The following is a 24,386-nucleotide window of genomic DNA, read 5'->3' on the forward strand; positions in this document are numbered from 1 at the left end:
GCTTCAATACAAGCAAGGTGAAACGACCGGGAATTGATTACTGAAACCAGCTTCAAGCGCGACCCTTTGGCGCTTGAAGCTACTCTACCGACTGACCTATACCCGGGTCAGGATGAGACCAGCCATAACACGATTCCTGCCTTATGTTCTGGCCCTGCTTTTGGTTCTGACCGGGCAGAGCCTTGCCGTGTCCCGCGGCATGGACAGGGCCGTGGGTCAGATGGTGTTGTGCACAGGCACCGGTCCGGTCGTTGTCTATATGGACGAAGACGGACAGCCCACCGCGCCACCGCATTACTGCCCGGATTACGCATTGTCCCTGATGGGCGCGGTCGCCGTTGCACAGCCGCCCATGCCTATGGCGCCAGAGCGGGCGCAGATAGCGCCGCTGCGACATCTGGTCAATCAAATCGCCTTGCCGGTCCCCGGCACCCCGGCGCGCGCGCCGCCTGTACGTGTTTGAAGACACTACTTTTTCAAACCTACAATACAGGAGAGGCACGATGTCCCTCAAAACTACTCTGTTTGCAACCCTGGCCGCTTTGACCCTGGCCATGCCCGCTTTTGCTGAAGGCACTATCAAAGTTGATGACGCCTATGCCCGGTCGTCGGGAAAGACCGCCAAGGCAGGCGCCGCGTTCATGATGATCCAGAATCTGGGCGATGCGGACGACCGTCTGGTCGGCGTGACGTCGGATGCCGCTGCCCGGGTTGAACTGCACACCCACAAAGTCGACGACAATGGCGTGGCCAAGATGGTGCATGTCGAGGAAGGCTTTGCCATTCCGGCAGGTGAAACCCACATGCTGAAACGTGGCGGCGACCACGTGATGTTCATGGGGCTGACCGAACCGTTCGAGCAGGACGCCATGGTTCCGGTGACGCTGATCTTTGAAAAGGCTGGCGAGGTTGAGATCGAAATCCCGGTCGATCTGGAGCGTCAGGACATGGGCGGACACGGATCTCATTCGAACTAGGGCAACGCCTGTCTTCAGGCCGCGCCGCGACCGTCATCCATGCGTCAGGCCGGGCATTGCCCGGCCTGTTGTTCCTGCGGCCACCGTTGGTGCTATTTGTTGACGGTTTTCATACCAACACGGTCACCGGCCTGGCGGAATCGGGACGCCAGCCAGAACATGACCGCGGCAATGGCCAGCGCCGAAAAGGCGATGCCCCATCCCAGCGCAACAAGCGCGACCGCTGGCCAGATCATCAAAACAAGTCCGACCACAAGCGCGACAAAACCCGAAACGCGCATGGAGCCGCGTTGAGGGTCTCTCTCGTGCATTTGCCCGGATGCCGCAAGCGAACCGATCCCGATGATCAGCGCCCATGCGCCCATCAGGAAAAAGGCCAGTTTGACCGTCCCTTCCGGCCAGATCAGCAGGACAAGCCCGATCAGAAGCGCACCGATTGCAGCCCCGCCCATCACCCCGCGACGCCCAACGCCCAAAAGCGTCAGGCCACCATCGAGGATCAGCAGCACACCAACCAGCCGCAGCAGCAACGCGATGCTGCCAGACGGCCAGAACAGTGCTGCAATACCGACAAGCCCGGCCAGTATTCCGCGCAGCAGAAAGGTCCACCACAGGCCAGAAAGCTGCTCTCCCAGCATGTCGCGCCCGGCCATGCTGCCTTCATCCAGAATTTCACCAGTCCGGGGGTCCTGATCCGTCATGTCTTGTCCTCCAGTCGTTTCGGGGGCAGTCTAACCGAATTAAGCGAGTGTTGTCTGTACTTTAACTATGCGGTGCAAGAAGGTGCCCGACCCATCGCGGAACTGTCTGGGTCGCTTTGCCGACAAGTCTTTCATCAAACCCGGATGCGCCCGGTGACGGTTCCAGATTGATCTCGATCGTCCGAGCGCCCGCTGCTTGTGCCTCGTGCACGAACGCTGCCGCCGGATAAACCTGGCCCGAGGTGCCAATGGCGGCAAAAATCGACGCGCTGGACAGATGGTCATAAATCTCGTCCATGTAATAGGGTATCTCTCCAAACCAGACCACATCGGGCCGGGCCGTGGGCCGCGCACAGGCGGGGCAGGATTCCCCAACCGCCATTTCGGGCGGGGCGGTCCAGCGATGGCCACAGGCTGAACACAGCGCGCCCGCCAAAGTTCCGTGCATGTGGATGACATCCTTTGCGCCGCCCGCCTCGTGCAGGCTGTCCACGTTCTGGGTGACAATCACGACGTCTCCGGGCCAGTCACGTTGCAGCCGGGCCAGTGCTTCATGAGCGGCATTGGGTTGCACCTTGGAGGCCTGAACCCGCCGCGCATTGTAAAACCCCTGAACCAGTGCAGGGTCGCGGGCGAATCCTTCCGGCGTGGCGACATCCTCGATCCGGTGCTGGGCCCATAATCCACCCTCATCGCGAAAGGTGCTCAACCCGCTTTCGGCGGATATTCCGGCCCCGGTCAGAATCACGATCTTTTCCATTTCTCCTCCGCGCGGTACAGCATGGTACATGTCACACCGTATCCTCTTTGTCTGCCTGGGCAATATCTGCCGCTCGCCTGCGGCAGAGGGCGTTTTTCGCGCTCGCGCGCCGCATCACGTAACCGATAGTGCCGGAACCATGGGCTGGCATGCGGGGAACCCGCCCTATGGCCCGATGCAGGCCGCGGCGAAGGTCAGGGGAATCTATCTGGGCGACCTGCGCGCCCGCCAGTTCACCGCTGCCGATTTCGACCGCTTCGACCTGATCCTGGGCATGGACGCCAACAACATCGCGGATATCGAGGATCTGCGCCCCGCCGGCAGTGACACCCCGGTGCGCCTGCTGACCGATTTCGCCCCTGAAGCCGGCGCGGATCATGTGCCTGACCCATATTACACGCGGGATTTCGATGGCGCTCTGGACCTGATCGAAGCGGCGGTCGAGGGGCTTGCCGCCCATCTGGACAGTTAGCCGCCGATCACCCGCAGCGATCCGCTCAGCCAGGGCAGTTTGGCCAAAGCCGGGTCAACGATCTGGTTCTGCATCAGACGCCGTGTCATGCCCGCCACCTCCTGCGGCACCTGATCGGACCAGCCCGTTCGCGCCAGCAATGATATGCTGCGCGAGAAATCCCCGAACGGGGCAGCGTGGGCTTCCAGCCCGTCATGGAACCGCGCGGCGCGCATGAAACCCAGCGGCGTCGTGATCGCCCAACCCAGACCCCGTGCAACCATGGCCATCAGCGCCATGTGCGAGCCGATCTCGAACCGTTCCTCGAACTCCTGCGCGCCGCGCGCCATATGCGCCTCGATCTGCCGGCTGATCAATTGCTCGCGGGCATAGCGCAGATACGGCAGGCTGTTCTGCACAGCCTCCACTCCGCCCGCCCCCTGAGGCGCAACCAGAATGAACGGATCCCGGACCAGAGGGTACTCGACCACCCCCTCCAGCACTTCTCCGCTATGGGCGGTGACGGCCATATGCAGGCGTTGTTCGGCCAAGGCCTCGAACAGATCGAGGCTCGACAAGGTGATCAGTTTGAAATTCGATCGGGTCAGACTGTCTGCCAGCAACGTGGCCAACCGCGGGGTCAGATCATTGTCGAAGTCGTCGATCAGCCCGATGGACAAAGTGGTCAGATGCCCCAGATCCATGACCGACAATTCGCTTTGTGCCATTTGCAGCTCGGCCAGAACCGCTTCGGCGCGCACCAGAAAGCTGCGCCCGGCCTGTGTCAGGCGCATCGGTCGGCGCCCGTGATCGACCAGTTCGGTGCCCAGAGCCTTTTCCAGATTGCGCAACTGTTGGGAAACGGATGGCTGGCTGAGCCCCGTGATCTCGGCGGCCTGTGCCACCGATCCCGTCCGCGCCAAAGCCTCGAACACCTCAAGGCCCCGCAGGGTCAGCCCTTTCATCACCATAAGATACACCTTTCGCTGCGCCTTTCTGGGGCGCAGCGTGGATCAGGTCAAGGTTTCAGAAGGGCTTAGCTGCAGATCGCCTGTGCCATCTGGCCAAAGTTCTGATACCGGTCCCACAGCGCATCATCGCGCGCGGTCTGCGACATCTTTAACTGTTGCGCCTGATGGGGGTCAGTGAACCATTTGGCCACGGTTTTCTGATCGCTACGGGTAAGCGCCTGATCTGCTACGCGCTGGATGCAACTGCACCGATCCCGCGTCGCCGCTGATCGATCCGACGCCAGACACGCCCGCTTGATCTGCGCCGCGTCAGCAACCGGAGCCACCGCCGTCAGAGATGCCGCACAAAATGCGATTAAGAGGAACTGTTTCATGCTCATGCCTCGTTTTTGCCTGCCCGGAGGGATCTTGCGCCCCTCTCGGCCTGCGGCGAAGTATGAATCAAACTGGAGTTTGGATCAACGGACAAGATGCTGTTGATCAGGAATGTTGCCTCTTTTCTCTTCAGCGTCAGCCTCGCGGTTTCAACGGCATATGAATCCTGATCGATCAGGCTGCGAAAGAACAGATCATCCGGGTTCTGGCCGCTGGTGGATGGTGCCAGCAGCAGGCTTTCGGAAATTGCTCCGTTGGCGTTAATGACATTATGTGTCTCAAGCAGCAGATGATGGTAAATTGCACTGTTTTCTCTGCACAATGTTGCAATGCCCGCATCAACAAGGCTGATGGCTGGAACAAACACTTCGTTCTCTGCACAAAGGATTTCAGCCAAAGGGTGCGTGACCAGCATTCTGTGTTGCTGTGACACTTTCAAAGGCGCGAAATTCGAAAGCGTTCCCTCGGGAATTTCGACCATTCTGAAACGTCCGGCTGTGATGACAGCCTGTTCGCCCGTCCAGATGACAGGTAGATAGCCATTGTCACGGGTCCAAATCTCATCACCCGGCTTCAGCATTTCGATGGGGCGGTATCCGGATTTGGTTTCGATCAGTGTCCCACGGCAGTAGCAAATGGGGCTGACATATGCGTTTGATGCGAAGCTTGGGCCTTCTTGCGTATTGACGACCGTCAGAGGCACTCCGGCTGGTGGAAACTGTCCGGGTCCGCCGATGAATGCGATGCCCTCGACGGTTCCATATGCCGGTGATGAGTTGTTCACGTTGAACGCAACCGCCTGCCACGTGGTTGTCCCATCTGTCAGCGTAATACCATATTCGGCTTCAACACGCGTGCCGCTGGCGAAAAGCGTACCATCGATTGTCTGATCGCCGTTTAACCGCTGATTGCCATCATTGTCGGAAAAGTTGGTGTCCGATCCGGCATCCGTGATGAAAACTTCGGTCGCAGTGCGCGAATTGATTGTAATCGTCTCGCCAATAAGATGAATCCCCGTGCCCTGATTGATCCCGTCCAGACCCTGCGCCACAGAGACGGACAATTGACCTTCACCCAACACAAAGATCGAATAATCGGCCAAGTCTTCCCTGCTTTCTGTTTTTGAAACGGCCAGATGATGCGATCATCTTAACTATTCACTGATTTCGGGTAAATGCCGCTGAACAGAAAGGCGCGGGTGGGACCTTTTTTGCAACGCTTCAACGCTTGACGAGGGGCAAAACTCCCGACATATCCCACTCCATGACAGACCTCGCTCATATCCGCAATTTCTCCATCGTCGCGCATATCGACCATGGCAAATCCACCCTTGCTGACCGGCTCATCCAAGAGACCGGCACGGTCAAGGATCGCGACATGAAGGAACAGCTGCTCGACAGCATGGATATCGAGCGCGAACGCGGCATCACCATCAAGGCCAACACGGTTCGCATCGACTATACCGCCGACAATGGCGAACAGTACGTGCTGAACCTGATCGACACCCCCGGCCACGTGGACTTCGCCTATGAAGTCTCGCGGTCGATGCGCGCGGTCGAAGGCTCTCTGCTGGTCGTGGACTCGACCCAAGGGGTCGAGGCGCAGACGCTTGCGAACGTGTATCAGGCCATCGACGCGGATCATGAGATCGTGCCGGTGCTGAACAAGATCGACCTGCCCGCGTCCGACTGTGACCGCGTGGCCGAACAGATCGAAGATGTGATCGGCATCGACGCGACCGATGCCATTCAGGTTTCCGCCAAGACGGGGCAGGGCATCCACGAAACTCTGGAAGCAATCGTGCAGCACCTGCCCGCACCGAAGGGCAATCTGGACGCGCCTCTCAAGGCGATGCTGGTGGATTCGTGGTACGACGCCTATCTGGGCGTCATCGTTCTGGTCCGCATCATGGACGGCACGCTGAAAAAGGGCATGCGGGTCAAGTTCATGTCGAATGGCACCCTGCACCATGTCGACCGTGTCGGCGTCTTCCGGCCTGAGATGGAGATGGTTGACAGCCTTGGCCCCGGTGAGATCGGCTTCCTCACCGCATCCATCAAACAGGTCCGCGACACCCGCGTGGGTGACACCATCACCAATGACCGCAACGGCACCGAAGAGGCCCTGCCGGGCTTCAAACCCGCGCAGCCGGTGGTGTTCTGCGGCCTGTTCCCGGTGGACAGTGCCGAGTTCGAAGATCTGCGGGATGCGATCGACAAACTAGCGCTCAACGACGCCAGCTTTAGCTTTGAAATGGAAACCTCGGCCGCGCTGGGCTTTGGCTTCCGCTGCGGCTTCCTTGGCCTTCTGCACCTTGAGGTCATCCGCGACCGCATCGAACGCGAATACGATATCGAGCTCATCACAACCGCGCCGTCGGTGATCTATCACGTCTACATGAAAGACGGCGAGATGATCGAGCTGCACAACCCCGCCGACATGCCCGATCCGTCCAAGGTCGACCATATCGAGGAACCGCGCATCAAGGCGACCATTCTGGTGCCCGATGAATTCCTGGGCGACGTGCTGAAACTGTGTCAGGACCGACGCGGTATCCAAATGGACCTGACCTATGCGGGTAGCCGCGCCATGGTCGTCTATGACCTGCCGCTGAATGAGGTCGTCTTTGACTTCTACGACCGCCTGAAATCGGTGACCAAGGGCTATGCCTCGTTCGACTACCAGATGACCGGCTATACCGAGGACAATCTGGTCAAGATGTCGGTGCTGGTAAATGACGAACCCGTTGACGCGCTGTCGACCATGGTTCACCGCGACCGGGCCGAGATGCGGGGCCGGGCGATGTGCGAGAAGCTCAAGGACCTGATCCCGCGCCACATGTTCAAAATCCCGATCCAGGCGGCCATCGGCGGCAAGGTCATCGCCCGCGAGACCCTGTCCGCCCTGCGCAAGGACGTGACCGCCAAATGCTACGGCGGCGACGCCACGCGGAAACGCAAACTGCTGGACAAGCAGAAGGCGGGTAAGAAGAAGATGCGCCAGTTCGGGAAGGTCGACATCCCGCAGGAGGCGTTTATTAGCGCCTTAAAAATGGACAGCTAACTGAACAAGCTCAATTGAGGGGGCTCCGGCAGTGAGAATATTCCCAGTAATTGCCAAGTCTGAGGTCGGCTAGCCATGTTGCCGAGCGCAAAAACAATGCCGGTCGAAACATATTTTTCGCAATATGTTTCACGCAGGTGTTTGATGGCGCTCTCTTCTCCATAGCTTCTTTTGAGATTGAAGAACGCAGCTTGGGTTTCCCAGTCTCCACACAATTTGTTCCGCCTCTTCCCATCTCCATCGAGGAAGCTCATTTTGAACTCGTATGGGCAGGGTTCAATCACATCGAGTTCTTTGTCAAACATTGAAGCTTGTCTCGCCTGTGCTTCAAAGGCAGCTCTCGCTTCTTCAATTTCACTAACATCGCGTTTGCGGCAAAGCAGTTCGACGTCTGTTGGACGGATTGCGGCAAGGCTCTGCCCTCTGTTGGCTGCCTCAACTTCTGAGGCGACAATCACAGGCGAAACGAGACGCGATCTCTTATCGCGATCTGTAACTTGAGCTATGACGTGAATAGACTCCTCGTGAACTCGACAACTCTCCAGCCTAGCATCACGAGTGGGCCGAGAGTACTCAAACTCAACAACGCTCCAGCGTTTGAATGACTGTTCATCTTGAAGATGGCGAAACCGCACTGGGAAAAGCCGTTTCCAATCCCCGTTTGGATCTAAACCAGCGCAACAAACGGTCTCTTGATGGCTTTTACTCGGCTGCGGTGAGGCTTTGACGAGGATGGTAACGCGGGATTTCAATTCCATTTTTTTGATACTGTTCTGGTTTGTCTGCGACCAAATTATAAATTTCAAAGTTGTGAGATGCTGCTGCATCAGCAATATATGAACGATGACAATGAGTTGCGCATCGTTCAAAGCACATCATGCAAGTTTTATTGTCGGCTGCAATCTGAAGTAGATCGCCAAACGCATTCTGGGCGTTTTCGGTTTCTAAATGGTTAAGAAAAATAGATTCGAATTTTTGATAGTTGCCAGATTTGGCGGCGTCGCGTCCTTCCTTCGGGTCTCCCAATGCTCGAAAATGTAAATACTTGATGCCGACTTCATTGAGCCGTTCGGCAAGTTTGTTCTTGGAGAGTCCTTTCTTTCTTGAGATGGGTAATTCACGAACGTCGGCCAGCACCTCTATTCGCATCGCGACTAGGGTCGCCACGAGGTCTTCGACAGAGGAACCTTCGTATCCGATTGTAAATAGTTCCTTCATTTTGGCCTCACCTGATTTGTCTTTCGAAAGGAGTGTTTTGTCTTGAGGAATGATAAATGAAAACGTGCCAATAGTAGGTTTTTCTTCGCATGAAAACAGAGAGTGATGCCTCATTGCAATTTTCTTTCGGAATATGATGCCTAGCAAACGATAACAATTGGTTGTTGCGTGACCGACAACCCATCCACCCGGCGGCACCGCCGGGCCGCGTCATGCTGAAAGCATGCCTCCGGGATGACCCGCCCCCGTCAAACCGGAGGTTTGCCTCCGGCAAAACGGGCGGCGCGTTTGCGCCTCCCCTCGGGCCGGCGCTGCCCTTAGGACTTAGAAATCTGTGACTAGCCGCTGACAGATCACGTCATTAGGTTGTTGCTATGGCAATGAACTATCGAACTATCTTGGAGCGCTGGCCCGTCGCGACGATTGGCCTGACGTTTCTTTCCTACTTTGTTTTGCAAAGCATTGCGGACAACACTTTCCGCGCCTTTGATCAGCGGGAATTTAACCCCGGTTGGGTACTGTTTCTCTTTGTTGGTGGCTGGGGATTCTACAGCATGTTTCACATAGTCTTTTATCTAATTCGAACGTTTAAATAGTATCATATCAGTGGTTTATCGGTCGTCCACCTAACACCTGTGACCCACCTCACAGCTCCAACCTTACCGTCCTGCTACACTTGACCCACCGGAACCCTCGGCAGGAGGCGCAGATGTCCACATCCATGATCCCCATCATCGCCCTCGGGTCGGCGGGTCTCTATTCCGTGGCCATGATCGCGATGAAGTTCTGGTGGAAGCTTCCCGGCGTGGGTCTTGGCCTGCTGATCGTCGCGACACTGCTGGCCGGGGCAACGCTGGAACTCGCCGCGCTGCGCGAGGAACGGCTGGGCATCATCTATACCGGCATTCTGGGGGCCGAGGTCGTGCTGATCGCCATCGCCTCGTATTTCCTGTTTGGCGAGAACTTTTCCTATCGCGAGGGGATTGGCATTGCGCTGGTCATTGTCGGGACAGCTCTGGCCTGGGCCTGAAGCCCCATTCTAAGCCGCCGCTGAACCAATCATGAAGTTTCCCTTAAGTAAGTTGTAACCTGCCCGAGCTCTCCCAATCTGTTTACCAGACAGAAGGAGAGAGCCCATGACCAGATATATGACTGCCGGAGCAGCCGCTTTGGCCACGACCCTCGCCCTTGGAACGGCCGCGCTGGCCGATACCACGCCCGACCTGCGCGGCACCTGGCTGGGGTCTTACACGACTGTCCAGCCCAGCCATTACTACAAAGGCGATCAGCCCCGGTTCAATCAGGCTGAATGGATGCTGGATGTGCAGCTTCAGGACGGCAACGTTTTCTGGGGGCACAGCAAATGGCGTCGCGATGGCGATACCGACTGGAATGAATACGAGGCCACCGGCACCATCAGCCTCGATGGGACGGGCAGCATCGGCATCGTCGAAACCTCACCTCTGCTGATCGGCGCGAATGCGTTGATCGATGCGCGGTACGAAGATGGCAAGATCTTTGCCGATTTCCGTAGCCTGCGGAACGGAACGACCTACAGCACCGTTCTGGAACGTCAGGTGAACTGAAGCGTGTCCGGCCCGGGCGATTGTAGGGGGTAAGTATCGCTGCTGCAATTTTGACTGCGGCGGAGGTTAGTAGGTTGCCACGCGCGGGTCGGACCGCTTCTCAAAAACGGAACAATCGTCTCCACAGCGAGGAGACGGGCCGGGCGGCCAGTTCACCGCCTGCGACAGGATCCAGACCACCCCGCGCAAGAATGCGGCGTTCCTCGGCGCGGGTCATCTGGATTTCGCGAACCTTCAGCGCGGCTTCGCGCGCGGTGACATAGCTGCCGTCCGGTCCCGGTTCCATTCCGGGGATGTTGCGTCCCCGCGACCACATCCCGCGAATGCCCGACAGCGGATGTTTCCACCCGATTTCGTCATCATCCTGCAAATGCCAGATCCGCTTCGCTTCGGCGACCGAGACCAGAACGGCCAGCGGTTTACCGTGCCGGGTCAGTATGATCACTTCTCGCGGGTCCTGGGCGCGGGTGACCAGAGCGCCCAAATGGGCGCGCGCATGGGAAATGGTGCAACGCATCGGCGAATCTCCGTATGTACGATTCGAAAGATTGGTGGTCCGAGAGTTGTACAAATCCTGCGATTCTCAACTAATGGCGCGTACGGTGGCCTTTGCGCCCGCAGCATTGGGCCAAAAACCGGGCTCAGGTTCAGGCCTGAAAATGTCCCGGGACAAACATGCGTGGAGTCGAAACTTCTCGGATTATCCACAAAGATTTCCCGGCAGATACCAACAGTTTATCCCCGTCTAATTTTCATGCTGCGGTGCTATTTTCTTGTCAGATACAAGGCATGCTGCAACAGTCTGAACACCACACAGGTTCTTCGGAACCGAAGGTGGGACGCAAAGGCCCGGGGGTCTTGGCAGAGAGACTGGATCTTAGGATTTGCGTTGAACTGCAATGGCTTACCGGTGGGTGATCAGCCGAGTGAGGGCTTCATGCCCAAGTCGGATGGTTACCTTCTCAGAAGGCCGATGCACGCTGTGATGTCTCTTCGGGGGCAAGGCAGCCGCTGCAGTCTCTCAGGGGGCTGTAGCAACTGGATCGGGTGCTCTTCGGAGCGCATCGACCCGGTAAGGCGTCAGGAGTGTCCGAAAGGATGCATGCAAAGACCGCGTCTGCGCACCTGGCGCCTTTTCCTTTGCCGGATTTCGGTTTCATACAGGCTACCACTCACCCCTGCCGAAAGGGACCGGGGCTCTTCTGCGTGTGCGAAAGAGCCCCGATTTAGCGTCAGATGATGCAATGCCGCGTCTATGCACCTGTAAGGGAAAGCTACCGCGGCATGCCATGTCTTTCAACTATATATTGAGAGAAGGCCCGCGCGCGGCGCAAAATAAAGTGTATTACAGGCTTTCCTGCACGTCGGTTGCTGCGCCTTGGATGGCATCTCCGGCTTTTTCGATATCCTTGCCGGCGCCTTTGGCGGTTTCGCAGGCAGTCAGTGCAAACAGGCTCAGGCCCATCAGAATTACGCGGATCATGTTCGTCTCCTTGGTGCTCGATTGTTTTTCGGTAGCACCTTTTATCAGCCGGAGCCAGTTCCTAGGCCGGACCGTCGCTGCAGAAGAGCTCGTAAACGACTTCGAGCATGCGGCGGGGACGATCATCCGCCAGACGATAATAGATGGCTTTGCCTTCCCTGCGAGGTATCACCAACCCTTCAAGTCGCAGACGGGAAAGTTGCTGTGATACAGCGGCTTGTCTGGCGGACAGCAATTCTTCCAGTTCGGTGACGGATTTTTCACCGGACACCAGATGGCAGAGGATCATCAATCTGCCTTCGTGGCTTATTGCCTTGAGAAAATTGGAAGCGCGTGTCGCGTTGGTGACCATGCGGTCAAAATCTTCTTTTGACATGTCATTGGACAGCTGAGGAAGTGCCATCGATTGAGTTCCTTGCAAACCCGTTGGCCGGGTGTTGTTTCCGTTACGTAAAGAGGCGTGAGTGTGAGACCCTTCAGTACACGTTTCGTACATTCATTTCTATATGTATGAATCAAAATAGCGTGATGTATGAAAGGGGAATTCGGATTGAACGTTCCCGCAACGCGAGGGGGCAGATGATTCACTTTAAGGCGATCTGCGGATCGTTGCCGGAAACAACAGATGGTTCGCCTTGACGATTGATGATGATCGACATTCGGTCAGCGTTCTCACTTGCCCCCCTTGCAGCCCCCCTTAGCCGACACTAAGACTCAGGTAACACTTGTTGGGATATTGTCCCGATCCATAGCTAAACAGGCAGGTTACGAATGTTCGATCCCGTAGAAACCTACATGAATACACTTGTTCCCATGGTCGTTGAGCAGACCAGCCGGGGCGAGCGCGCCTATGATATTTTCTCCCGCCTGCTGAAAGAGCGGATCATATTCATCAACGGACCGATTCATGATGGGATGAGCCATCTTGTTGTGGCGCAATTGCTGCACCTCGAGGCGGAAAACCCCAACAAGGAAATCTCGATCTACATCAACTCGCCGGGCGGGGTGGTGACCAGCGGTTTGTCGATTTACGACACAATGCAATACATCAAGCCAAAATGTTCCACATTGGTGATCGGTCAGGCGGCTTCAATGGGCTCGGTCCTTTTGGCCGGGGGCGAGAAGGGAATGCGCTTTTCACTGCCCAACAGCCGCATCATGGTGCACCAGCCCAGTGGCGGATACCAGGGCCAGGCCAGCGACATCATGATTCACGCGGCCGAGACGCAAAAGCTGAAGGATCGCCTGTATGACATCTACGTACGTCATACGGGGCAAACGAAAAAGGCGGTCGAAAAAGCGCTGGATCGTGACAATTTCATGAGCCCGGAAGAGGCCAAGGAATGGGGTCACATCGACGAGATCGTCGAAAACCGAGCGAAAATGGATACGGAAGAGGCCTGAGGCCAATACCCCGCGTCACCGGCGCGGGGGTCATTTTGAGATTGTAGCCGCCAGAGTGCTGGCCTAAGCTGCACACACAGGTGTAAGCGCCCCCGAAAAGGGGCGCAGGGACGAAGCCCGAAAGGTAGATCATGGCGACGAATTCAGGCGGCGATGGTAAAAACACGCTCTACTGCAGCTTCTGTGGCAAAAGCCAGCATGAAGTCCGTAAGCTGATCGCAGGCCCCACAGTTTTCATCTGTGATGAATGTGTTGAGCTGTGCATGGACATCATCCGCGAAGAGACCAAGGCCAGCGGGCTGAAGTCTTCTGACGGTGTTCCGACGCCCAAGGATATCTGCGAAGTACTGGACGATTATGTAATCGGTCAGGCCACGGCAAAGCGGGTTCTGTCGGTGGCCGTTCACAACCATTACAAGCGTTTGAACCACGCTCAGAAAGCGGGCAGCGATATCGAGCTGGCAAAGTCGAATATCCTGCTGATCGGTCCGACCGGTTGCGGTAAGACGCTGCTGGCGCAAACGCTGGCGCGTATTCTGGATGTGCCGTTTACCATGGCCGACGCGACGACCCTGACCGAAGCCGGCTATGTGGGTGAGGATGTCGAAAACATCATCCTCAAGCTGTTGCAGGCGAGTGAGTACAACGTCGAACGCGCGCAGCGCGGCATCGTCTATATCGATGAGGTCGACAAGATTACCCGCAAATCCGAAAACCCCTCGATCACGCGTGACGTGTCGGGTGAGGGCGTGCAGCAGGCCTTGCTGAAACTGATGGAGGGGACAGTGGCCAGCGTCCCCCCACAGGGTGGCCGCAAGCATCCCCAGCAGGAATTCCTGCAAGTGGACACGACGAACATTCTGTTCATCTGTGGCGGTGCATTCGCGGGTCTGGACAAGATCATCGCGCAACGTGGCAAAGGCTCGGCCATGGGCTTTGGTGCCGATGTGCGCGACAATGACGACCGCGGTGTGGGTGAGATATTCAAGGATCTGGAACCCGAGGATCTGCTGAAATTCGGACTGATCCCGGAATTCGTCGGTCGTCTGCCGGTTCTGGCGACGCTAGAGGATTTGGATGAAGACGCGCTGGTGACCATCCTGACCAAACCCAAGAACGCATTGGTCAAGCAATACCAGCGTCTGTTCGAACTGGAAGATGTTGAGCTGGGATTCACCGATGACGCGCTGAAAGCGATTGCCAAGAAAGCCATCGAGCGCAAAACCGGTGCGCGCGGCCTGCGGTCTATTCTCGAGGATATTCTGCTGGACACCATGTTCGAACTGCCGGGCATGAAAAATGTCAGCGAGGTTGTGGTGAACGAAGAGGCGGTGATGTCCGACGCGCAGCCGCTGTTCATCTATGCCGATGCGGCCAAAGAATCGGCCTCGGCGGGCTGAGGCCGGGCTATTTGCCGCGACGGTGGGACTTCACTTGAACCGGTTCAGGGGGCTCTGCCCCCGCTGCCCTTCGGGCATCCCCCCGGGATATTTTTAGCCAGATGAAGCTGTGGATCCGTCGCTCGCACATGGGTGTCGGCGCAGTTAGGCGGCGGAAGCTTAAGCAAGTTTTCGAACCACAAAGGTGACGAATTATGGCAGTGAAGCGCATCTCCTCGGGTGGTGAGTTCGAAGCCAAAGTCGGGTACTGCCGTGCGGTGGTCGCGGGCGGATGGGTTCACGTCGCCGGGACCGTCGGGCAGGGCGAGGACGTGGTGGCGCAATGCCGGTCTGCGCTGGACATCATCGGCAAGGCGCTGGCCGAGGCGGGCGCAGGCTTTGACGATGTGGTTCGGGTCACATACATGCTGCCCGATCGCAACGAGTTCGAGCCGTGCTGGCCGATCCTGGCCGAAACTTTTGGCACCAATCCTCCGGCAGCGACAATGATTGAATGCGGTTTGATTGATCCGAAATACAGGATCGAGATCGAAGTGACCGCCTTTCTGCCGGAGTGACGCAGGTGGTATCAGGGGCACTGGACCTTGGCGGGCCTTTGGTCCATACCTTTCTTCGACGAAATGCCGGAGGCACCCGATGGGAATCCTGAACAGTCTTTTGCGAGCCGTGACCTGGTGGAATGGGTCAACTTTGAACACTCAGATCTACACTGCACGCAAGGGCGTGAAAGTGGGCGAAGACAATGAAGGCAACGTGTTCTATCGCAATGCCGATGACAGCAAGCGTTGGGTTATCTTCAATGGCGAGGCCGAAGCCAGCCGGGTTGATCCTGAATGGCATGGTTGGTTGCATCGCACTTGGGACGAACCTCCGACAGATAAACCGCTGCCGCATAAATCCTGGGAAAAACCACATCAGGAAAACCTGACCGGCACCGCGCTGGCCTATGCTCCTGCCGGATCTCTGCGTCGCGCGGAACCGGTTGAACGTAAGGACTATGAGGCCTGGAGCCCGGAATAAACGAGGCGATAATGTCGACCCATAACTGGACCGAAGTTCTTGTCGGCGGCGTCGTTTTGGCCGGTGCTGTGGCATTTGGTGTCTATGCCAGCCAATCGACGGGCTTGTCGCAAGGGGCTGCTGGATACGAACTGGGCGCGTCTTTCAGATCTCTGGAGGGTGTGGGTGTCGGCACGGATGTGCGCCTTGCCGGCGTCAAGATCGGAACCGTAACGGGCGTCACCCTGAACCCTGAAACCTACCGCGCAGACACGACTTTCACGATTGCGGACGGGATTCTGGTGCCGGACGACAGTGCCATTGTCATTTCCTCAGAAGGTCTGCTGGGGGGCAATTTCGTCGAGGTGATGCCCGGTGGGTCGCCATTCTACTTTGATCCCGGCGATGAGATCGAGGATACGCAGGGCGCGGTCAGCCTGATTTCTCTTCTGGTCAAGTTCGTAGCCGGAGACGGCAGCGAATGATACGCGCCGCGTTTCTTGCCTTGTTGCTGGCCGCCACTGGTGCGGCTGCGCAGCAGAAAGTTCAATCTGGACCCGGGGCAATGTTGCGGGGCCTCGACAAGGTGAACGGCCAGACTGTCGATGTTGAATTGAAAACCGGCGAGACGGCAGCGGTTTTTGGGCTGGATGTTGCCTTGGGAGATTGCCGTTTTCCCGTTGACAATCCAACGGGTGACGCGTTCGCCTATCTGACCATCTGGGAGAGCGGAAAGGCCGATCAGCTGTTTGACGGTTGGATGATCGCAACCTCCCCCGCGTTGAACGCGCTGGATCACGCGCGTTATGACGTTTGGGTCATACGGTGTATCACACCTGCCGCCGACTGATTCAGCGGTGCCGAGAAATCGGCGCTGTGGTTCAAGGCCTCTTCCAGCTCTTTCTTGTAGGCGCTGCGCGGAATTTCGATTGCGCCCAAAGATGCCAGATGCGCGGTCAGAAACTGCGTGTCAAACAGGCGGAAGCCGGTTTGCCGCAGGCGGTCCACAAGATAGGCGAGGGCGATTTTCGAGGCGTCTTTGCGTCTTGAAAACATGCTTTCGCCGAAAAATGCTGCGCCCAGGGTCACGCCATAGACGCCGCCCACCAGAACGGTGTCTTCCCAGACTTCCAGTGAATGCGCATGCCCGGTTTGGTGCAACTGACGGTACAGGTCATGAAGTTCGGCGTTGATCCAGGTATCTGCCCTGTCGGCACACCCGTCGACGACGCCGGAAAAGTCCTGGTCGATCGAGATATCGAACCCGCAGTTTCGGATACGGCGCGCCAGGCTTCGGGAAATGTGGAATCCGTCCAGTGGAAAGACGCCGCGAAACTTGGGATCGACCCAAAACAGCTCGGGGTCATCGCGATGCTCGGCCATCGGAAAGATACCGATGGAATAGCCATGCAACAAAAGTTCGGGGGACAGGCTCATGTCAGGTATGAGGCAACCGGAGGGCAGGGGCCCTCCGGTCCTTGGTGACTATTGTTCCATGTTCTCCGCAAGCCAGCGCTCCAGCCAGTGGATGTTGTAGTCGCCGCTGCGCAGATCGGGTTCCTGCAACAGTGCGTGGAACAGAGGGACCGTGGTATCGATACCGTCGACAATCAATTCCCCCAGTGCGCGTTCCAGTCGGGCCAGCGCTTCGGCCCGGTCACGGCCCTGCACGATCAGCTTGGCGATCAGAGAGTCATAATAGGGTGGAATCGAATACCCGTCATAGAGAGCCGAGTCCATTCGAACGCCAAGGCCCCCCGGCGCGTGGTACGCGGTGATCTTGCCGGGGCAGGGCGAGAAATTCGGCAGCTTTTCGGCGTTGATCCGAACCTCGATGGCGTGGCCGTTGATTTCCAGATCGTCCTGACCGAACGACATCGGTTCACCCGCTGCGACAAGGATTTGTTCGCGCACCAGATCGACGCCAAAGATACCTTCGGTGACCGGATGTTCCACCTGAAGGCGGGTGTTCATTTCGATGAAATAGAACTCGCCATTTTCGTAGAGGAACTCGATGGTGCCGGCACCGATATAGTTGATTTTCGCGACCGCATCCGCGCAGATCTTGCCGATCCTGGCGCGTTCTTCGGGTGTGATGCAGGGGCCGGGGGCCTCTTCGAACACCTTCTGGTGGCGCCGCTGAAGCGAACAATCCCGTTCGCCCAGATGAACAGCCTTGCCTTTACCGTCGCCAAACACCTGAATTTCGATATGGCGCGGCGTGGTCAGGTATTTCTCGATATAGACTTCGTCATTGCCAAAGGCGGCCTTGCCCTCGGCCCGCGCAGTCATGAAGGCGCTTTCCATTTCGTCAGCGTTCATCGCAACCTTCATGCCGCGACCGCCGCCGCCTGCGGTAGCCTTGATGATGACCGGATAGCCGAATTCCTCACCGATCTTCTTGGCCGTCGCAAGATCCGGCACACCGCCGTCTGATCCCGGCACGCAAGGCACGCCCAGCGCCTTCATCGTGTCCTTGGCCGTGATCTTGTCGCCCATGACGCGGATGTGTTCCGCAGTGGGGCCGATGAACGTGATGCCGTGATCTTCGACGATCTGCACGAACTCGGCATTCTCGGACAGGAAGCCATAGCCAGGGTGGATCGCCTGCGCACCGGTGATTTCACAGGCCGAAATGATCGCGGGCACGGACAGGTAACTCTGGGGGCTGGGCGGGGGGCCGATGCAGACCGATTCGTCCGCCATGCGCACATGCATTGCGTCGCTGTCCGCGGTGGAGTGGACGGCTACCGTCTTAATCCCCATCTCGCGGGCGGCGCGGATGACGCGCAGGGCGATCTCGCCTCGGTTGGCAATCAGGATCTTGTCGAACATGGGCCCGCCTTACTCGATGATGACCAGAGGTGTGCCGAATTCCACAGCGTCGCCATCGCCGACCAGAACACGCTTGATCGTGCCCGATTTGGGGGCGTGGATGTGGTTCATGGTCTTCATCGCTTCGACGATCAGCAGCGTGTCGCCTTCGGACACGGAAGCGCCGACCGAGATAAACGCGGGCGCGCCGGGCTCGGGCTGCATGTAGACGGTTCCAACCATGGGAGAGGTCACGGCGCCAGGGTGGCTGGCCGGATCTTCCTGAGCAGCAGGGGCTTCGGCCACGGCAGGCGCAGCCGCAGCAGCAGCGGCAGGAGCTGGTGCTGCCGCAGGGACGGCAACCTGAACTGGTGCGGCTGCGGCCTGTGTCATGCGGCTTACGCGCACGTTCAGGCTGTCCTCCTCGCCATATTCGCGCTTGACCTGCAATTCGGTCAGGTCATTGTCACGCAGCAACTCGGCCAGAGCCTTGATGAATGCCACATCCGCTTCGTGTTTGGTGTCTGTCATGAGTGTCCTCGACGGTTCCCCTTTGGCCCGTCTGTTTCTTGCGGGCTCTGATCAAATTACGCAGGGTTATAGGCTAAGCGGCGGTGCATGAAAAGCGCCGACTCGCACCATCACAGGCGGGAATCCCGTATAATTTAAAGGGGCGGAAAGGTTACAGAGGCATCCCTGACAATTTGGCGACAAGCTCAGACAGTTTGCGGGCGCCGAATTTCTCAAGCAGTCGGGCGCGATAGGCTTCGATTGTGCGGTAACTCAGGCCCAGTTCGGCACCGATTTCCTTGGCGGACAGGCCACGGCAGGACAGGATCGCCACTTCGCGTTCTCGAACGGTCAATTCGACAAGGGGACGTTCTTCCGAGATGTCGGAAAAGCTCCAGATTCCATGGCGGAACGGGTCATCGGGCGTCAAAGAGCGGCCACGTGCGCGGCACCAGAACAGATCGCCATTGCGCCGCCGCATGACGCGCTCATCCGTATAATACCCGGTGTCTCGCATCACTTGCAGGCTGCGTTCCCCGATCCTCTCCCAATCCGCGACCGAGGGATAGAGATGCAACAGCGGCATGTTGCGGTAATCGGCCTCTTCCCCGCCGAAAGTGCGGGCGAATTGCAGATTGCAGCGTCTGATGATCCGGTTTTCCAGCTCAACAAGCCCGATCGGTGCGTATTCAAAGGCGGGGTCACTCATCCGCTTATCGTGCCGGGAAACCACGCGGAATTGAAGGGGAGATGCGGTTTCTTGTGGCCAGTGATGCGCATTGGCGGCTGCCGCTTTTGTTAAGGTTGTAAATTTGTTTTGAAAATCTCTCGGTAAGCCAGCGAAACACATGATATGTTCTGAAAAAAGAGGCTGAAGCCTGGTCAGGAGAATACGATCATGCGTGATATGTTGACGGGAAGCCGTATTCGGGAAAGACGGCAGATTGCCGGGCTTCGGCAGGCAGAACTTGCCCGCCTTGCCGGGATATCCGCGTCTTACTTGAATCTGATCGAACATAACCGCCGCCGGATCGGTGGCAAATTGCTGGTGGATATAGCGTCTGCGCTTTCCGTCGAACCCTCTGTCCTGACACAGGGGATCGAGGCAACCCTTGTGTCGGCCCTGCGGGAGGCGGCGGATGACGCCGTCGGGCAGCAGGCCGAAGTGGACGGGCTGGAGGAATTTGCCGGGCGCTTTCCCGGATGGGCCGGAGTTCTTGCGCAGATGCACCGCCGGGTTGTTTCGCTTGAGCGGAATGTCGAGATATTGTCGGACCGGCTGACTCATGACCCGCATCTTGCGGCATCAATGCACGAAGTGCTGTCAACGGCGGCGGCGATTCGTTCAACAGCGGCAATTCTTGCAGACACAGAGGACATCGAGGCAGAGTGGCGAGAGCGGTTTCACAAAAACCTGCACCAGGATGCAGAGCGGCTGGCCGGCAGTTCAAAGGCACTTGTAACCTTTCTGGACGAAAGCGACTCGTCAATTGATCCGCGCGGTGTTCCGCTTGAAGAGGTCGAAGCGTTCTTCGAAACCCGCAGGTACAGTTTTCCGGAATTGGAACAGGGCGAGGACGTGGATGCCGTTGATCTGAGCGGTCTCAACACGTCGGCTGCCCGAACTGTGGCGCGTGAAGTTCTGAAGATGTATCGCGATGATGCAATCGCTTTGCCGCTGGATGCTCTTCGATCAAGTCTGCAAAAAGGCGACACGGATCCCATCGCGTTGGCTTATCGCTTTTCCGTGGACGTCGCCGCCGTTCTGCGTCGATTGGCGTTCATACCCGATGACGTGTTGCCGCAGCCGGTTGGCATGGTGCTGTGCGATGCATCCGGCAGCGTATTGTTCATCAAGCCGATCCCGGGCTTTGCTTTGGCGCGGCATGGTGAGGTTTGCCCGCTGTGGCCGTTGTTCACGGCTTTGAGCCGCCCACTTGTTCCGGTGCGCAAGCAGGTTGTCCAGTTGGGGCGGACCCCGGCTGAATTCGAATGTTTCGCCTATGCTTGGCCTTATGCGGTATTGGGGTATGATCAGGATCCCGTTTATCGCTCGGTTATGCTGGTCCGTTCGGGCAACGAGGCGGCAGGTGACGCTCCGGTCACGCAAGTCGGGCCGAACTGCCGCGTCTGTCCCAGCAATGCTTGCAAGGCCCGCCGCGAACCGTCGATTTTGAGCGAAGGCTTTTGACACTTTCCCGACAGAAGGCTTAATCTGGCGGGGACCGATCTGAGGATGGAGGAACGGTCTTGGGGAGGAACTGAAAATATGAGCCGTAAGGTTCTGTTGATCGAGGACGAGCCGAACATTGCCGAGGCAATCCGGTTTCTGCTGACCCGCGAGGGATGGCAGGTGGACACGCATGGCGATGGCACGGATGCGGTTCAGGTGATTCAGAGGGCACAGCCCGATCTGGTCATTCTGGACGTCATGCTGCCGGGCAAGAGCGGCATGGATATCCTGCGGGACATCCGAGAGATGGAAGAGCTGGCAGGTTTGCCGGTTTTGATGCTGACGGCGCGCGGTCAATCGCGCGACAGGGAAATGGCGGAAAACGCTGGTGTAAGCCGTTTCATGACCAAACCGTTTTCCAATGCAGAAGTTCTGACGGCTGTGCGCGATCTTCACGCGCAGTCGACGCGAATATGATGTCTGGCGAGGGCAAAAAGGGCGCACCACAGGGCGCACGCCCCTCGCTTTTTCTCGAACGTCAAAGCTATCGCCGACGTAGGCTGGCGGATGCGGCGCGGCTGCTGCCGTTCTTGGGGGCGGCTCTGCTGGCGCTTCCGTTGCTGTGGCCCGATCAGCCCGGCAAGGGCGAGGCTGTCCCCTTGTCTTCGGCAATGTATTACATCTTTATCTGCTGGGGCGCTCTGATCGTGGTTGGGTTGGTTTTTGGAATTGCCGCCCGCCGTTTGGGCGTGCGCGAGGATCAAGACGCGGACGCTGAGTGATGGCAACCATTAACACGCTGATCCTGGTCTGCCTTGGCTATGTCATCTTCTTGTTCGCCGTGGCTTTCGCCGCTGACCGGATGGCTGCGGCAGGGCGGGGCAAGTGGCTGCGCTCGCCCCTGATCTATACCTTGTCGCTGTCGATCTATTGCACGGCATGGACGTTCTATGGTGCGGTGGGCAATGCCGCGCGGTCCGGGTTGGAGTTTGTAACGATTTACCTTGGCCCAACCCTGGTGATGGTCAGTTGGTGGTGGGGACTGCGCAAACTGGTGAGGGTCGGGCGCAGTCAGCGGGTGACCTCGATCGCGGACCTGTTGTCATCGCGCTATGGCAAGTCGAACACGCTTGCCGTGTGTGTGACCGTTCTTGCCGTGCTTGGCGGGACACCCTACATCGCGCTCCAGTTGCAATCGATCACCCTGTCCTTTTCGATTTTCGCCGAAGCCGATCCATCGGGTCTGTATCGCGAAGGGTCCAGCGTATTCTGGATGGCAGCGGGGCTTGCCGTGTTCGCAATTCTTTTCGGCACGCGCAACCTGGACGTGAACGAGCGTCACCACGGTGTGGTCACCGCCATCGCCGTGGAGGCCGTTGTCAAACTGTTTGCTCTTATCGCCGTGGGCGTTTTCGTGGTGTGGGGCATTGCCGGTGGCGTTGGCCCGATGATGGAGCGGATAGATGCCTCGGAAATCGGACAGTGGAACGTCGACGCCGGGCGCTGGACGACTTTCATATTCCTGTCCGCCGCGGCCTTTATCTGCCTGCCGCGCATGTTTCAGGTGATGGTGGTCGAAAATGATGACGAAAGCCATCTGCGAACCGCCGCCTGGGCGTTTCCGCTCTATCTGCTTTTGATGAGCCTTTTTGTCGTGCCAATTGCCGTCGTTGGTCTGGATCTGTTGCCAGAGGGGGCCAATCCCGACCTGTTCGTGCTGACGGTGCCGCTGTCGCAGGGCAATGACTGGTTGGCCATGCTGTCCTTTATCGGCGGGTTTTCGTCCGCAACGTCGATGGTCATCGTCAGCGCAATGGCCTTGTCGACGATGGTTTCGAATCATGTGGTCATGCCCATTTGGTTGAACACGCATGAGGGTACGGGCTCGGTCTCGGGCGATGTGCGCAGCATCGTTCTGGTTGCGCGCCGCGTGTCCATCGCCGTGATCATGGCGTTGGGATACTTTTATTATCGGTTGTCCGGTGGGGGTGCGGCACTGGCCTCGATCGGATTGATTGCCTTTGCCGGAATTTCACAGATTCTGCCAGCTTTGGTCGGGGGATTGTTCTGGCGCGGAGCAACCCGGACAGGGGCGCTGGTCGGGTTGAGCGTGGGTTTCGCACTTTGGATATATACGCTGTTGTTGCCAGGTATGGGCGCGCCGTGGATGCCGGAAGCCGTCATGCAGAATGGGCTGTTCGGCCTTGCCTGGTTGCGTCCTCATGCCCTGTTCGGGATCGAAGGGATCGATCCGATGGTCCATACCGTGATGTGGTCCCTGTCCCTGAACACCATTGCCTTTTGCATAGCGTCCCTTCTGAGCTTTCCCAGCCCTCTGGAGCGTTTGCAGGGGGCGCAGTTCGTCAATGTTTTCGATCACTCGGTTTCACCCGGTGGCTGGTCCGGCTCGGTGGCGCAAAGCGAAGACCTGATGATCATGACACAGCGTATTCTGGGCGCCGCCCCGGCGCAGGAGTTCTTTCAGGCAGAGGCTGAAAAACAGGGCGGCCGGTCGCATATGCCGGAACCGACCCCGGGTTTCCTGAACCGGCTGGAGCGAGAGTTGAGCGGGTCGGTCGGCACCGCCACGGCGCATGCGATGATTGCGCAAATCGTCGGTGGGTCTTCAGTTTCCGTAGAAGATCTGCTGGCGGTGGCGGATGAATCGGCCCAGCTTTTGGAGTATTCGGGGAAGTTGGAAGAGAAGTCGTCCGAATTGTCCCGCACGGCGCGCCAGCTGCGTGAAGCAAACACCAAACTGACGCAGATTTCCGAGCAAAAAGACAGCTTCCTCAGCCAGGTCAGTCACGAGTTGCGAACGCCGATGACCTCGATCCGAGCGTTTTCCGAGATCATGCGGGATACAGAGGGCCTGAGCCGAGAGGAGCAGACCCGCTATGCCGCAATCATTCACGATGAGGCCTTGCGCCTGACCCGGCTTCTCGACGATCTGCTGGACTTAAGCGTGCTGGAAAACGGGCAGGTCAATCTGAACCTCAGCGATGACAGTTTGCGTTCGGTTCTGGACCGGGCGGTGTCCAGCGCACTGGCCGGAGCAGAGCGGAAAATCATGGTCCGGCGGACTCTTACGGCAGAGCGAATGCGCCTGCATACGGATCTGGACCGGTTGGGGCAGGTGTTCATCAATCTGATCTCGAACGCGCAGAAATACTGTGACGCGGAAGATCCGGTATTGGTCATTTCAGCCCACGACGTCGGCGGCAGGGTCATCATAGATTTCATCGACAACGGCAGCGGCATTCCACCGGGCGCGCGTTCGATGGTGTTCGAAAAATTTGCCCGTGTCGGGGTCGACAAGGCGGGGGGCGCGGGTCTGGGTTTGGCCATTTGCCGTGAGATCATGCAACGGTTGGGCGGTGAGATCACCTATTTGCCCGGGCAGGGCGGCGCGGCGTTCCGGGTCAGCTTGCCTTTGGCTTTCCAGCAGGCCGCGCAATGACACGGCCATAAAGAACTTCGTAACGCTCGGCAGGGTAAACC

The 24,386-nt window shown here is 57.9% G+C and carries 31 protein-coding genes; 17 read left to right on the forward strand and 14 right to left on the reverse strand.

Going from position 1 to position 24,386, the window contains the following annotated elements:
• Positions 1-73: 73 nt before the first annotated feature.
• Positions 74-463 (forward strand): hypothetical protein, encoded by a 390-nt coding sequence (locus tag GOW09_RS09260; protein WP_371808036.1) that lies wholly within the window; start codon positions 74-76, stop codon positions 461-463.
• Between the two features lie 40 nt (positions 464-503).
• A complete protein-coding gene (locus GOW09_RS09265) occupies positions 504-977 on the forward strand; it encodes a copper chaperone PCu(A)C (protein WP_171117622.1) in 474 nt (157 codons plus the stop codon).
• Positions 978-1,069: 92 nt separating this feature from the next.
• Here the strand turns inward: GOW09_RS09265 and GOW09_RS09270 are convergent, their stop codons facing one another.
• A complete protein-coding gene (locus GOW09_RS09270; protein ID WP_171117624.1) occupies positions 1,070-1,678 on the reverse strand; it encodes an HdeD family acid-resistance protein in 609 nt (202 codons plus the stop codon).
• 61 nt (positions 1,679-1,739) lie between these two features.
• A complete protein-coding gene (locus tag GOW09_RS09275; RefSeq protein ID WP_171117625.1) occupies positions 1,740-2,438 on the reverse strand; it encodes an NAD-dependent deacylase in 699 nt (232 codons plus the stop codon).
• A gap of 28 nt (positions 2,439-2,466) precedes the next feature.
• Between GOW09_RS09275 and GOW09_RS09280 the strand changes: the two genes are divergently transcribed.
• Positions 2,467-2,910: a low molecular weight protein-tyrosine-phosphatase gene (locus GOW09_RS09280; protein ID WP_171117626.1), complete on the forward strand. Its 444-nt coding sequence runs from the start codon at positions 2,467-2,469 to the stop codon at positions 2,908-2,910.
• Here the strand turns inward: GOW09_RS09280 and GOW09_RS09285 are convergent.
• From GOW09_RS09285 to GOW09_RS09295, 3 genes are all read right to left on the reverse strand, one after another.
• Positions 2,907-3,860 (reverse strand): LysR family transcriptional regulator, encoded by a 954-nt coding sequence (locus GOW09_RS09285; protein WP_171117629.1) that lies wholly within the window; start codon positions 3,858-3,860, stop codon positions 2,907-2,909. The genes GOW09_RS09280 and GOW09_RS09285 overlap by 4 nt on opposite strands.
• 65 nt (positions 3,861-3,925) lie before the next feature.
• Complete coding sequence (locus GOW09_RS09290; RefSeq protein ID WP_152457335.1) at positions 3,926-4,234, reverse strand: hypothetical protein; 309 nt, start codon at positions 4,232-4,234, stop codon at positions 3,926-3,928.
• A 2-nt stretch (positions 4,235-4,236) separates the two neighbouring features.
• Positions 4,237-5,337, reverse strand: a complete 1,101-nt coding sequence (locus GOW09_RS09295) for a Hint domain-containing protein (RefSeq protein ID WP_171117630.1) — start codon at positions 5,335-5,337, stop codon at positions 4,237-4,239.
• Between the two features lie 161 nt (positions 5,338-5,498).
• Between GOW09_RS09295 and lepA the strand changes: the two genes are divergently transcribed.
• A complete protein-coding gene (lepA, locus tag GOW09_RS09300) occupies positions 5,499-7,298 on the forward strand; it encodes a translation elongation factor 4 (protein WP_171117632.1) in 1,800 nt (599 codons plus the stop codon).
• Here lepA and GOW09_RS09305 read toward each other — a convergent pair.
• Entirely contained in the window at positions 7,295-8,056 is a 762-nt protein-coding gene (locus GOW09_RS09305; RefSeq protein WP_171117635.1) for a hypothetical protein, read from the reverse strand. The two genes, lepA and GOW09_RS09305, sit on opposite strands and share 4 nt — an antisense overlap.
• A complete protein-coding gene (locus tag GOW09_RS09310) occupies positions 8,001-8,630 on the reverse strand; it encodes a DUF488 family protein (protein ID WP_171117636.1) in 630 nt (209 codons plus the stop codon). The genes GOW09_RS09305 and GOW09_RS09310 overlap by 56 nt, the downstream gene beginning before the upstream one ends.
• A gap of 260 nt (positions 8,631-8,890) precedes the next feature.
• On the opposite strand from GOW09_RS09310, the gene GOW09_RS09315 reads away from it, so the two are divergent.
• The 3 genes from GOW09_RS09315 (at position 8,891) to GOW09_RS09325 (ending at position 10,102) form a co-directional block, all read left to right on the forward strand.
• On the forward strand, positions 8,891-9,112 hold the full coding sequence (locus GOW09_RS09315; protein ID WP_171117639.1) for a hypothetical protein: 222 nt from the start codon (positions 8,891-8,893) through the stop codon (positions 9,110-9,112).
• Positions 9,113-9,225: 113 nt separating this feature from the next.
• On the forward strand, positions 9,226-9,546 hold the full coding sequence (locus GOW09_RS09320; RefSeq protein ID WP_171117641.1) for a hypothetical protein: 321 nt from the start codon (positions 9,226-9,228) through the stop codon (positions 9,544-9,546).
• A gap of 106 nt (positions 9,547-9,652) precedes the next feature.
• Positions 9,653-10,102 carry a hypothetical protein gene (locus GOW09_RS09325; protein WP_152457340.1) on the forward strand — a complete coding sequence of 150 codons (450 nt, stop codon included), beginning with the start codon at positions 9,653-9,655 and terminating at the stop codon, positions 10,100-10,102.
• Between the two features lie 100 nt (positions 10,103-10,202).
• On the opposite strand, the gene GOW09_RS09330 is transcribed toward GOW09_RS09325, so the two are convergent.
• From GOW09_RS09330 to GOW09_RS09340, 3 genes are all read right to left on the reverse strand, one after another.
• Positions 10,203-10,619, reverse strand: a complete 417-nt coding sequence (locus GOW09_RS09330; RefSeq protein WP_171117642.1) for a type II toxin-antitoxin system Phd/YefM family antitoxin — start codon at positions 10,617-10,619, stop codon at positions 10,203-10,205.
• Positions 10,620-11,447: 828 nt separating this feature from the next.
• A complete protein-coding gene (locus tag GOW09_RS09335; RefSeq protein WP_152457342.1) occupies positions 11,448-11,585 on the reverse strand; it encodes an entericidin A/B family lipoprotein in 138 nt (45 codons plus the stop codon).
• A gap of 61 nt (positions 11,586-11,646) precedes the next feature.
• On the reverse strand, positions 11,647-11,988 hold the full coding sequence (locus GOW09_RS09340) for a helix-turn-helix transcriptional regulator (protein WP_171117644.1): 342 nt from the start codon (positions 11,986-11,988) through the stop codon (positions 11,647-11,649).
• A 368-nt stretch (positions 11,989-12,356) separates the two neighbouring features.
• On the opposite strand from GOW09_RS09340, the gene GOW09_RS09345 reads away from it, so the two are divergent.
• The 6 genes from GOW09_RS09345 to GOW09_RS09370 all read left to right on the forward strand — a co-directional run bounded on the left by GOW09_RS09345 (position 12,357) and on the right by GOW09_RS09370 (position 16,238).
• Entirely contained in the window at positions 12,357-12,989 is a 633-nt protein-coding gene (locus tag GOW09_RS09345) for an ATP-dependent Clp protease proteolytic subunit (protein WP_117869644.1), read from the forward strand.
• 131 nt (positions 12,990-13,120) lie between these two features.
• Positions 13,121-14,389, forward strand: a complete 1,269-nt coding sequence (gene clpX, locus GOW09_RS09350) for an ATP-dependent Clp protease ATP-binding subunit ClpX (protein ID WP_171117645.1) — start codon at positions 13,121-13,123, stop codon at positions 14,387-14,389.
• A gap of 194 nt (positions 14,390-14,583) precedes the next feature.
• The gene (locus tag GOW09_RS09355) at positions 14,584-14,946 is read left to right on the forward strand and encodes a RidA family protein (RefSeq protein WP_171117647.1); all 363 of its coding nucleotides are present in this window, start codon (positions 14,584-14,586) and stop codon (positions 14,944-14,946) included.
• Between the two features lie 79 nt (positions 14,947-15,025).
• The gene (locus GOW09_RS09360) at positions 15,026-15,409 is read left to right on the forward strand and encodes an NADH:ubiquinone oxidoreductase subunit NDUFA12 (RefSeq protein WP_152457346.1); all 384 of its coding nucleotides are present in this window, start codon (positions 15,026-15,028) and stop codon (positions 15,407-15,409) included.
• 11 nt (positions 15,410-15,420) lie between these two features.
• Complete coding sequence (gene mlaD, locus GOW09_RS09365; RefSeq protein WP_170345068.1) at positions 15,421-15,873, forward strand: outer membrane lipid asymmetry maintenance protein MlaD; 453 nt, start codon at positions 15,421-15,423, stop codon at positions 15,871-15,873.
• Positions 15,870-16,238, forward strand: a complete 369-nt coding sequence (locus GOW09_RS09370; RefSeq protein WP_171117650.1) for a DUF2155 domain-containing protein — start codon at positions 15,870-15,872, stop codon at positions 16,236-16,238. Before mlaD ends, GOW09_RS09370 begins: the two co-directional genes overlap by 4 nt.
• Here the strand turns inward: GOW09_RS09370 and aat are convergent.
• The 4 genes from aat to GOW09_RS09390 form a co-directional block, all read right to left on the reverse strand.
• Positions 16,193-16,825 carry a leucyl/phenylalanyl-tRNA--protein transferase gene (gene aat / locus GOW09_RS09375; RefSeq protein ID WP_174829383.1) on the reverse strand — a complete coding sequence of 211 codons (633 nt, stop codon included), beginning with the start codon at positions 16,823-16,825 and terminating at the stop codon, positions 16,193-16,195. The two genes, GOW09_RS09370 and aat, sit on opposite strands and share 46 nt — an antisense overlap.
• A gap of 48 nt (positions 16,826-16,873) precedes the next feature.
• Positions 16,874-18,223 carry an acetyl-CoA carboxylase biotin carboxylase subunit gene (gene accC, locus GOW09_RS09380; RefSeq protein ID WP_171117652.1) on the reverse strand — a complete coding sequence of 450 codons (1,350 nt, stop codon included), beginning with the start codon at positions 18,221-18,223 and terminating at the stop codon, positions 16,874-16,876.
• Positions 18,224-18,232: 9 nt separating this feature from the next.
• Entirely contained in the window at positions 18,233-18,733 is a 501-nt protein-coding gene (gene accB / locus GOW09_RS09385; RefSeq protein WP_152457351.1) for an acetyl-CoA carboxylase biotin carboxyl carrier protein, read from the reverse strand.
• A gap of 151 nt (positions 18,734-18,884) precedes the next feature.
• Positions 18,885-19,421 carry a LuxR C-terminal-related transcriptional regulator gene (locus tag GOW09_RS09390; RefSeq protein ID WP_152457352.1) on the reverse strand — a complete coding sequence of 179 codons (537 nt, stop codon included), beginning with the start codon at positions 19,419-19,421 and terminating at the stop codon, positions 18,885-18,887.
• 189 nt (positions 19,422-19,610) lie between these two features.
• On the opposite strand from GOW09_RS09390, the gene GOW09_RS09395 reads away from it, so the two are divergent.
• From GOW09_RS09395 to GOW09_RS09410, 4 genes are all read left to right on the forward strand, one after another.
• On the forward strand, positions 19,611-20,903 hold the full coding sequence (locus GOW09_RS09395; protein ID WP_171117654.1) for a helix-turn-helix domain-containing protein: 1,293 nt from the start codon (positions 19,611-19,613) through the stop codon (positions 20,901-20,903).
• A gap of 78 nt (positions 20,904-20,981) precedes the next feature.
• Positions 20,982-21,362 (forward strand): response regulator transcription factor, encoded by a 381-nt coding sequence (locus GOW09_RS09400; RefSeq protein WP_171117656.1) that lies wholly within the window; start codon positions 20,982-20,984, stop codon positions 21,360-21,362.
• Positions 21,359-21,667 carry a hypothetical protein gene (locus GOW09_RS09405; protein WP_253282543.1) on the forward strand — a complete coding sequence of 103 codons (309 nt, stop codon included), beginning with the start codon at positions 21,359-21,361 and terminating at the stop codon, positions 21,665-21,667. The genes GOW09_RS09400 and GOW09_RS09405 overlap by 4 nt, the downstream gene beginning before the upstream one ends.
• The gene (locus GOW09_RS09410) at positions 21,667-24,345 is read left to right on the forward strand and encodes a sensor histidine kinase (RefSeq protein WP_171117658.1); all 2,679 of its coding nucleotides are present in this window, start codon (positions 21,667-21,669) and stop codon (positions 24,343-24,345) included. The genes GOW09_RS09405 and GOW09_RS09410 overlap by 1 nt, the downstream gene beginning before the upstream one ends.
• Positions 24,346-24,386 lie beyond the last annotated feature (41 nt).

The sequence above is a fragment of the Ruegeria sp. HKCCA5463 genome (genome assembly GCF_013034175.1).
In the GTDB taxonomy this organism is placed as follows: domain Bacteria; phylum Pseudomonadota; class Alphaproteobacteria; order Rhodobacterales; family Rhodobacteraceae; genus Ruegeria.

Excerpts from the sequence above, each read along its gene's own strand:
- GOW09_RS09265 (WP_171117622.1), top strand. The coding sequence starts at position 504 with ATGTCCCTCAAAACTACTCTGTTTGCAACCCTGGCCGCTTTGACCCTG.
- GOW09_RS09270 (WP_171117624.1), bottom strand. The coding sequence starts at position 1,678 with ATGACGGATCAGGACCCCCGGACTGGTGAAATTCTGGATGAAGGCAGC.
- GOW09_RS09275 (WP_171117625.1), bottom strand. The coding sequence starts at position 2,438 with ATGGAAAAGATCGTGATTCTGACCGGGGCCGGAATATCCGCCGAAAGC.
- GOW09_RS09280 (WP_171117626.1), top strand. The coding sequence starts at position 2,467 with ATGTCACACCGTATCCTCTTTGTCTGCCTGGGCAATATCTGCCGCTCG.
- GOW09_RS09285 (WP_171117629.1), bottom strand. The coding sequence starts at position 3,860 with ATGGTGATGAAAGGGCTGACCCTGCGGGGCCTTGAGGTGTTCGAGGCT.
- GOW09_RS09290 (WP_152457335.1), bottom strand. The coding sequence starts at position 4,234 with ATGAAACAGTTCCTCTTAATCGCATTTTGTGCGGCATCTCTGACGGCG.
- lepA (WP_171117632.1), top strand. The coding sequence starts at position 5,499 with ATGACAGACCTCGCTCATATCCGCAATTTCTCCATCGTCGCGCATATC.
- GOW09_RS09305 (WP_171117635.1), bottom strand. The coding sequence starts at position 8,056 with ATGGAATTGAAATCCCGCGTTACCATCCTCGTCAAAGCCTCACCGCAG.
- GOW09_RS09310 (WP_171117636.1), bottom strand. The coding sequence starts at position 8,630 with ATGAGGCATCACTCTCTGTTTTCATGCGAAGAAAAACCTACTATTGGC.
- GOW09_RS09315 (WP_171117639.1), top strand. The coding sequence starts at position 8,891 with ATGGCAATGAACTATCGAACTATCTTGGAGCGCTGGCCCGTCGCGACG.
- GOW09_RS09320 (WP_171117641.1), top strand. The coding sequence starts at position 9,226 with ATGTCCACATCCATGATCCCCATCATCGCCCTCGGGTCGGCGGGTCTC.
- GOW09_RS09325 (WP_152457340.1), top strand. The coding sequence starts at position 9,653 with ATGACCAGATATATGACTGCCGGAGCAGCCGCTTTGGCCACGACCCTC.
- GOW09_RS09330 (WP_171117642.1), bottom strand. The coding sequence starts at position 10,619 with ATGCGTTGCACCATTTCCCATGCGCGCGCCCATTTGGGCGCTCTGGTC.
- GOW09_RS09335 (WP_152457342.1), bottom strand. The coding sequence starts at position 11,585 with ATGATCCGCGTAATTCTGATGGGCCTGAGCCTGTTTGCACTGACTGCC.
- GOW09_RS09340 (WP_171117644.1), bottom strand. The coding sequence starts at position 11,988 with ATGGCACTTCCTCAGCTGTCCAATGACATGTCAAAAGAAGATTTTGAC.
- GOW09_RS09345 (WP_117869644.1), top strand. The coding sequence starts at position 12,357 with ATGTTCGATCCCGTAGAAACCTACATGAATACACTTGTTCCCATGGTC.
- clpX (WP_171117645.1), top strand. The coding sequence starts at position 13,121 with ATGGCGACGAATTCAGGCGGCGATGGTAAAAACACGCTCTACTGCAGC.
- GOW09_RS09355 (WP_171117647.1), top strand. The coding sequence starts at position 14,584 with ATGGCAGTGAAGCGCATCTCCTCGGGTGGTGAGTTCGAAGCCAAAGTC.
- GOW09_RS09360 (WP_152457346.1), top strand. The coding sequence starts at position 15,026 with ATGGGAATCCTGAACAGTCTTTTGCGAGCCGTGACCTGGTGGAATGGG.
- mlaD (WP_170345068.1), top strand. The coding sequence starts at position 15,421 with ATGTCGACCCATAACTGGACCGAAGTTCTTGTCGGCGGCGTCGTTTTG.
- GOW09_RS09370 (WP_171117650.1), top strand. The coding sequence starts at position 15,870 with ATGATACGCGCCGCGTTTCTTGCCTTGTTGCTGGCCGCCACTGGTGCG.
- aat (WP_174829383.1), bottom strand. The coding sequence starts at position 16,825 with ATGAGCCTGTCCCCCGAACTTTTGTTGCATGGCTATTCCATCGGTATC.
- accC (WP_171117652.1), bottom strand. The coding sequence starts at position 18,223 with ATGTTCGACAAGATCCTGATTGCCAACCGAGGCGAGATCGCCCTGCGC.
- accB (WP_152457351.1), bottom strand. The coding sequence starts at position 18,733 with ATGACAGACACCAAACACGAAGCGGATGTGGCATTCATCAAGGCTCTG.
- GOW09_RS09390 (WP_152457352.1), bottom strand. The coding sequence starts at position 19,421 with ATGAGTGACCCCGCCTTTGAATACGCACCGATCGGGCTTGTTGAGCTG.
- GOW09_RS09395 (WP_171117654.1), top strand. The coding sequence starts at position 19,611 with ATGCGTGATATGTTGACGGGAAGCCGTATTCGGGAAAGACGGCAGATT.
- GOW09_RS09400 (WP_171117656.1), top strand. The coding sequence starts at position 20,982 with ATGAGCCGTAAGGTTCTGTTGATCGAGGACGAGCCGAACATTGCCGAG.
- GOW09_RS09405 (WP_253282543.1), top strand. The coding sequence starts at position 21,359 with ATGATGTCTGGCGAGGGCAAAAAGGGCGCACCACAGGGCGCACGCCCC.
- GOW09_RS09410 (WP_171117658.1), top strand. The coding sequence starts at position 21,667 with ATGGCAACCATTAACACGCTGATCCTGGTCTGCCTTGGCTATGTCATC.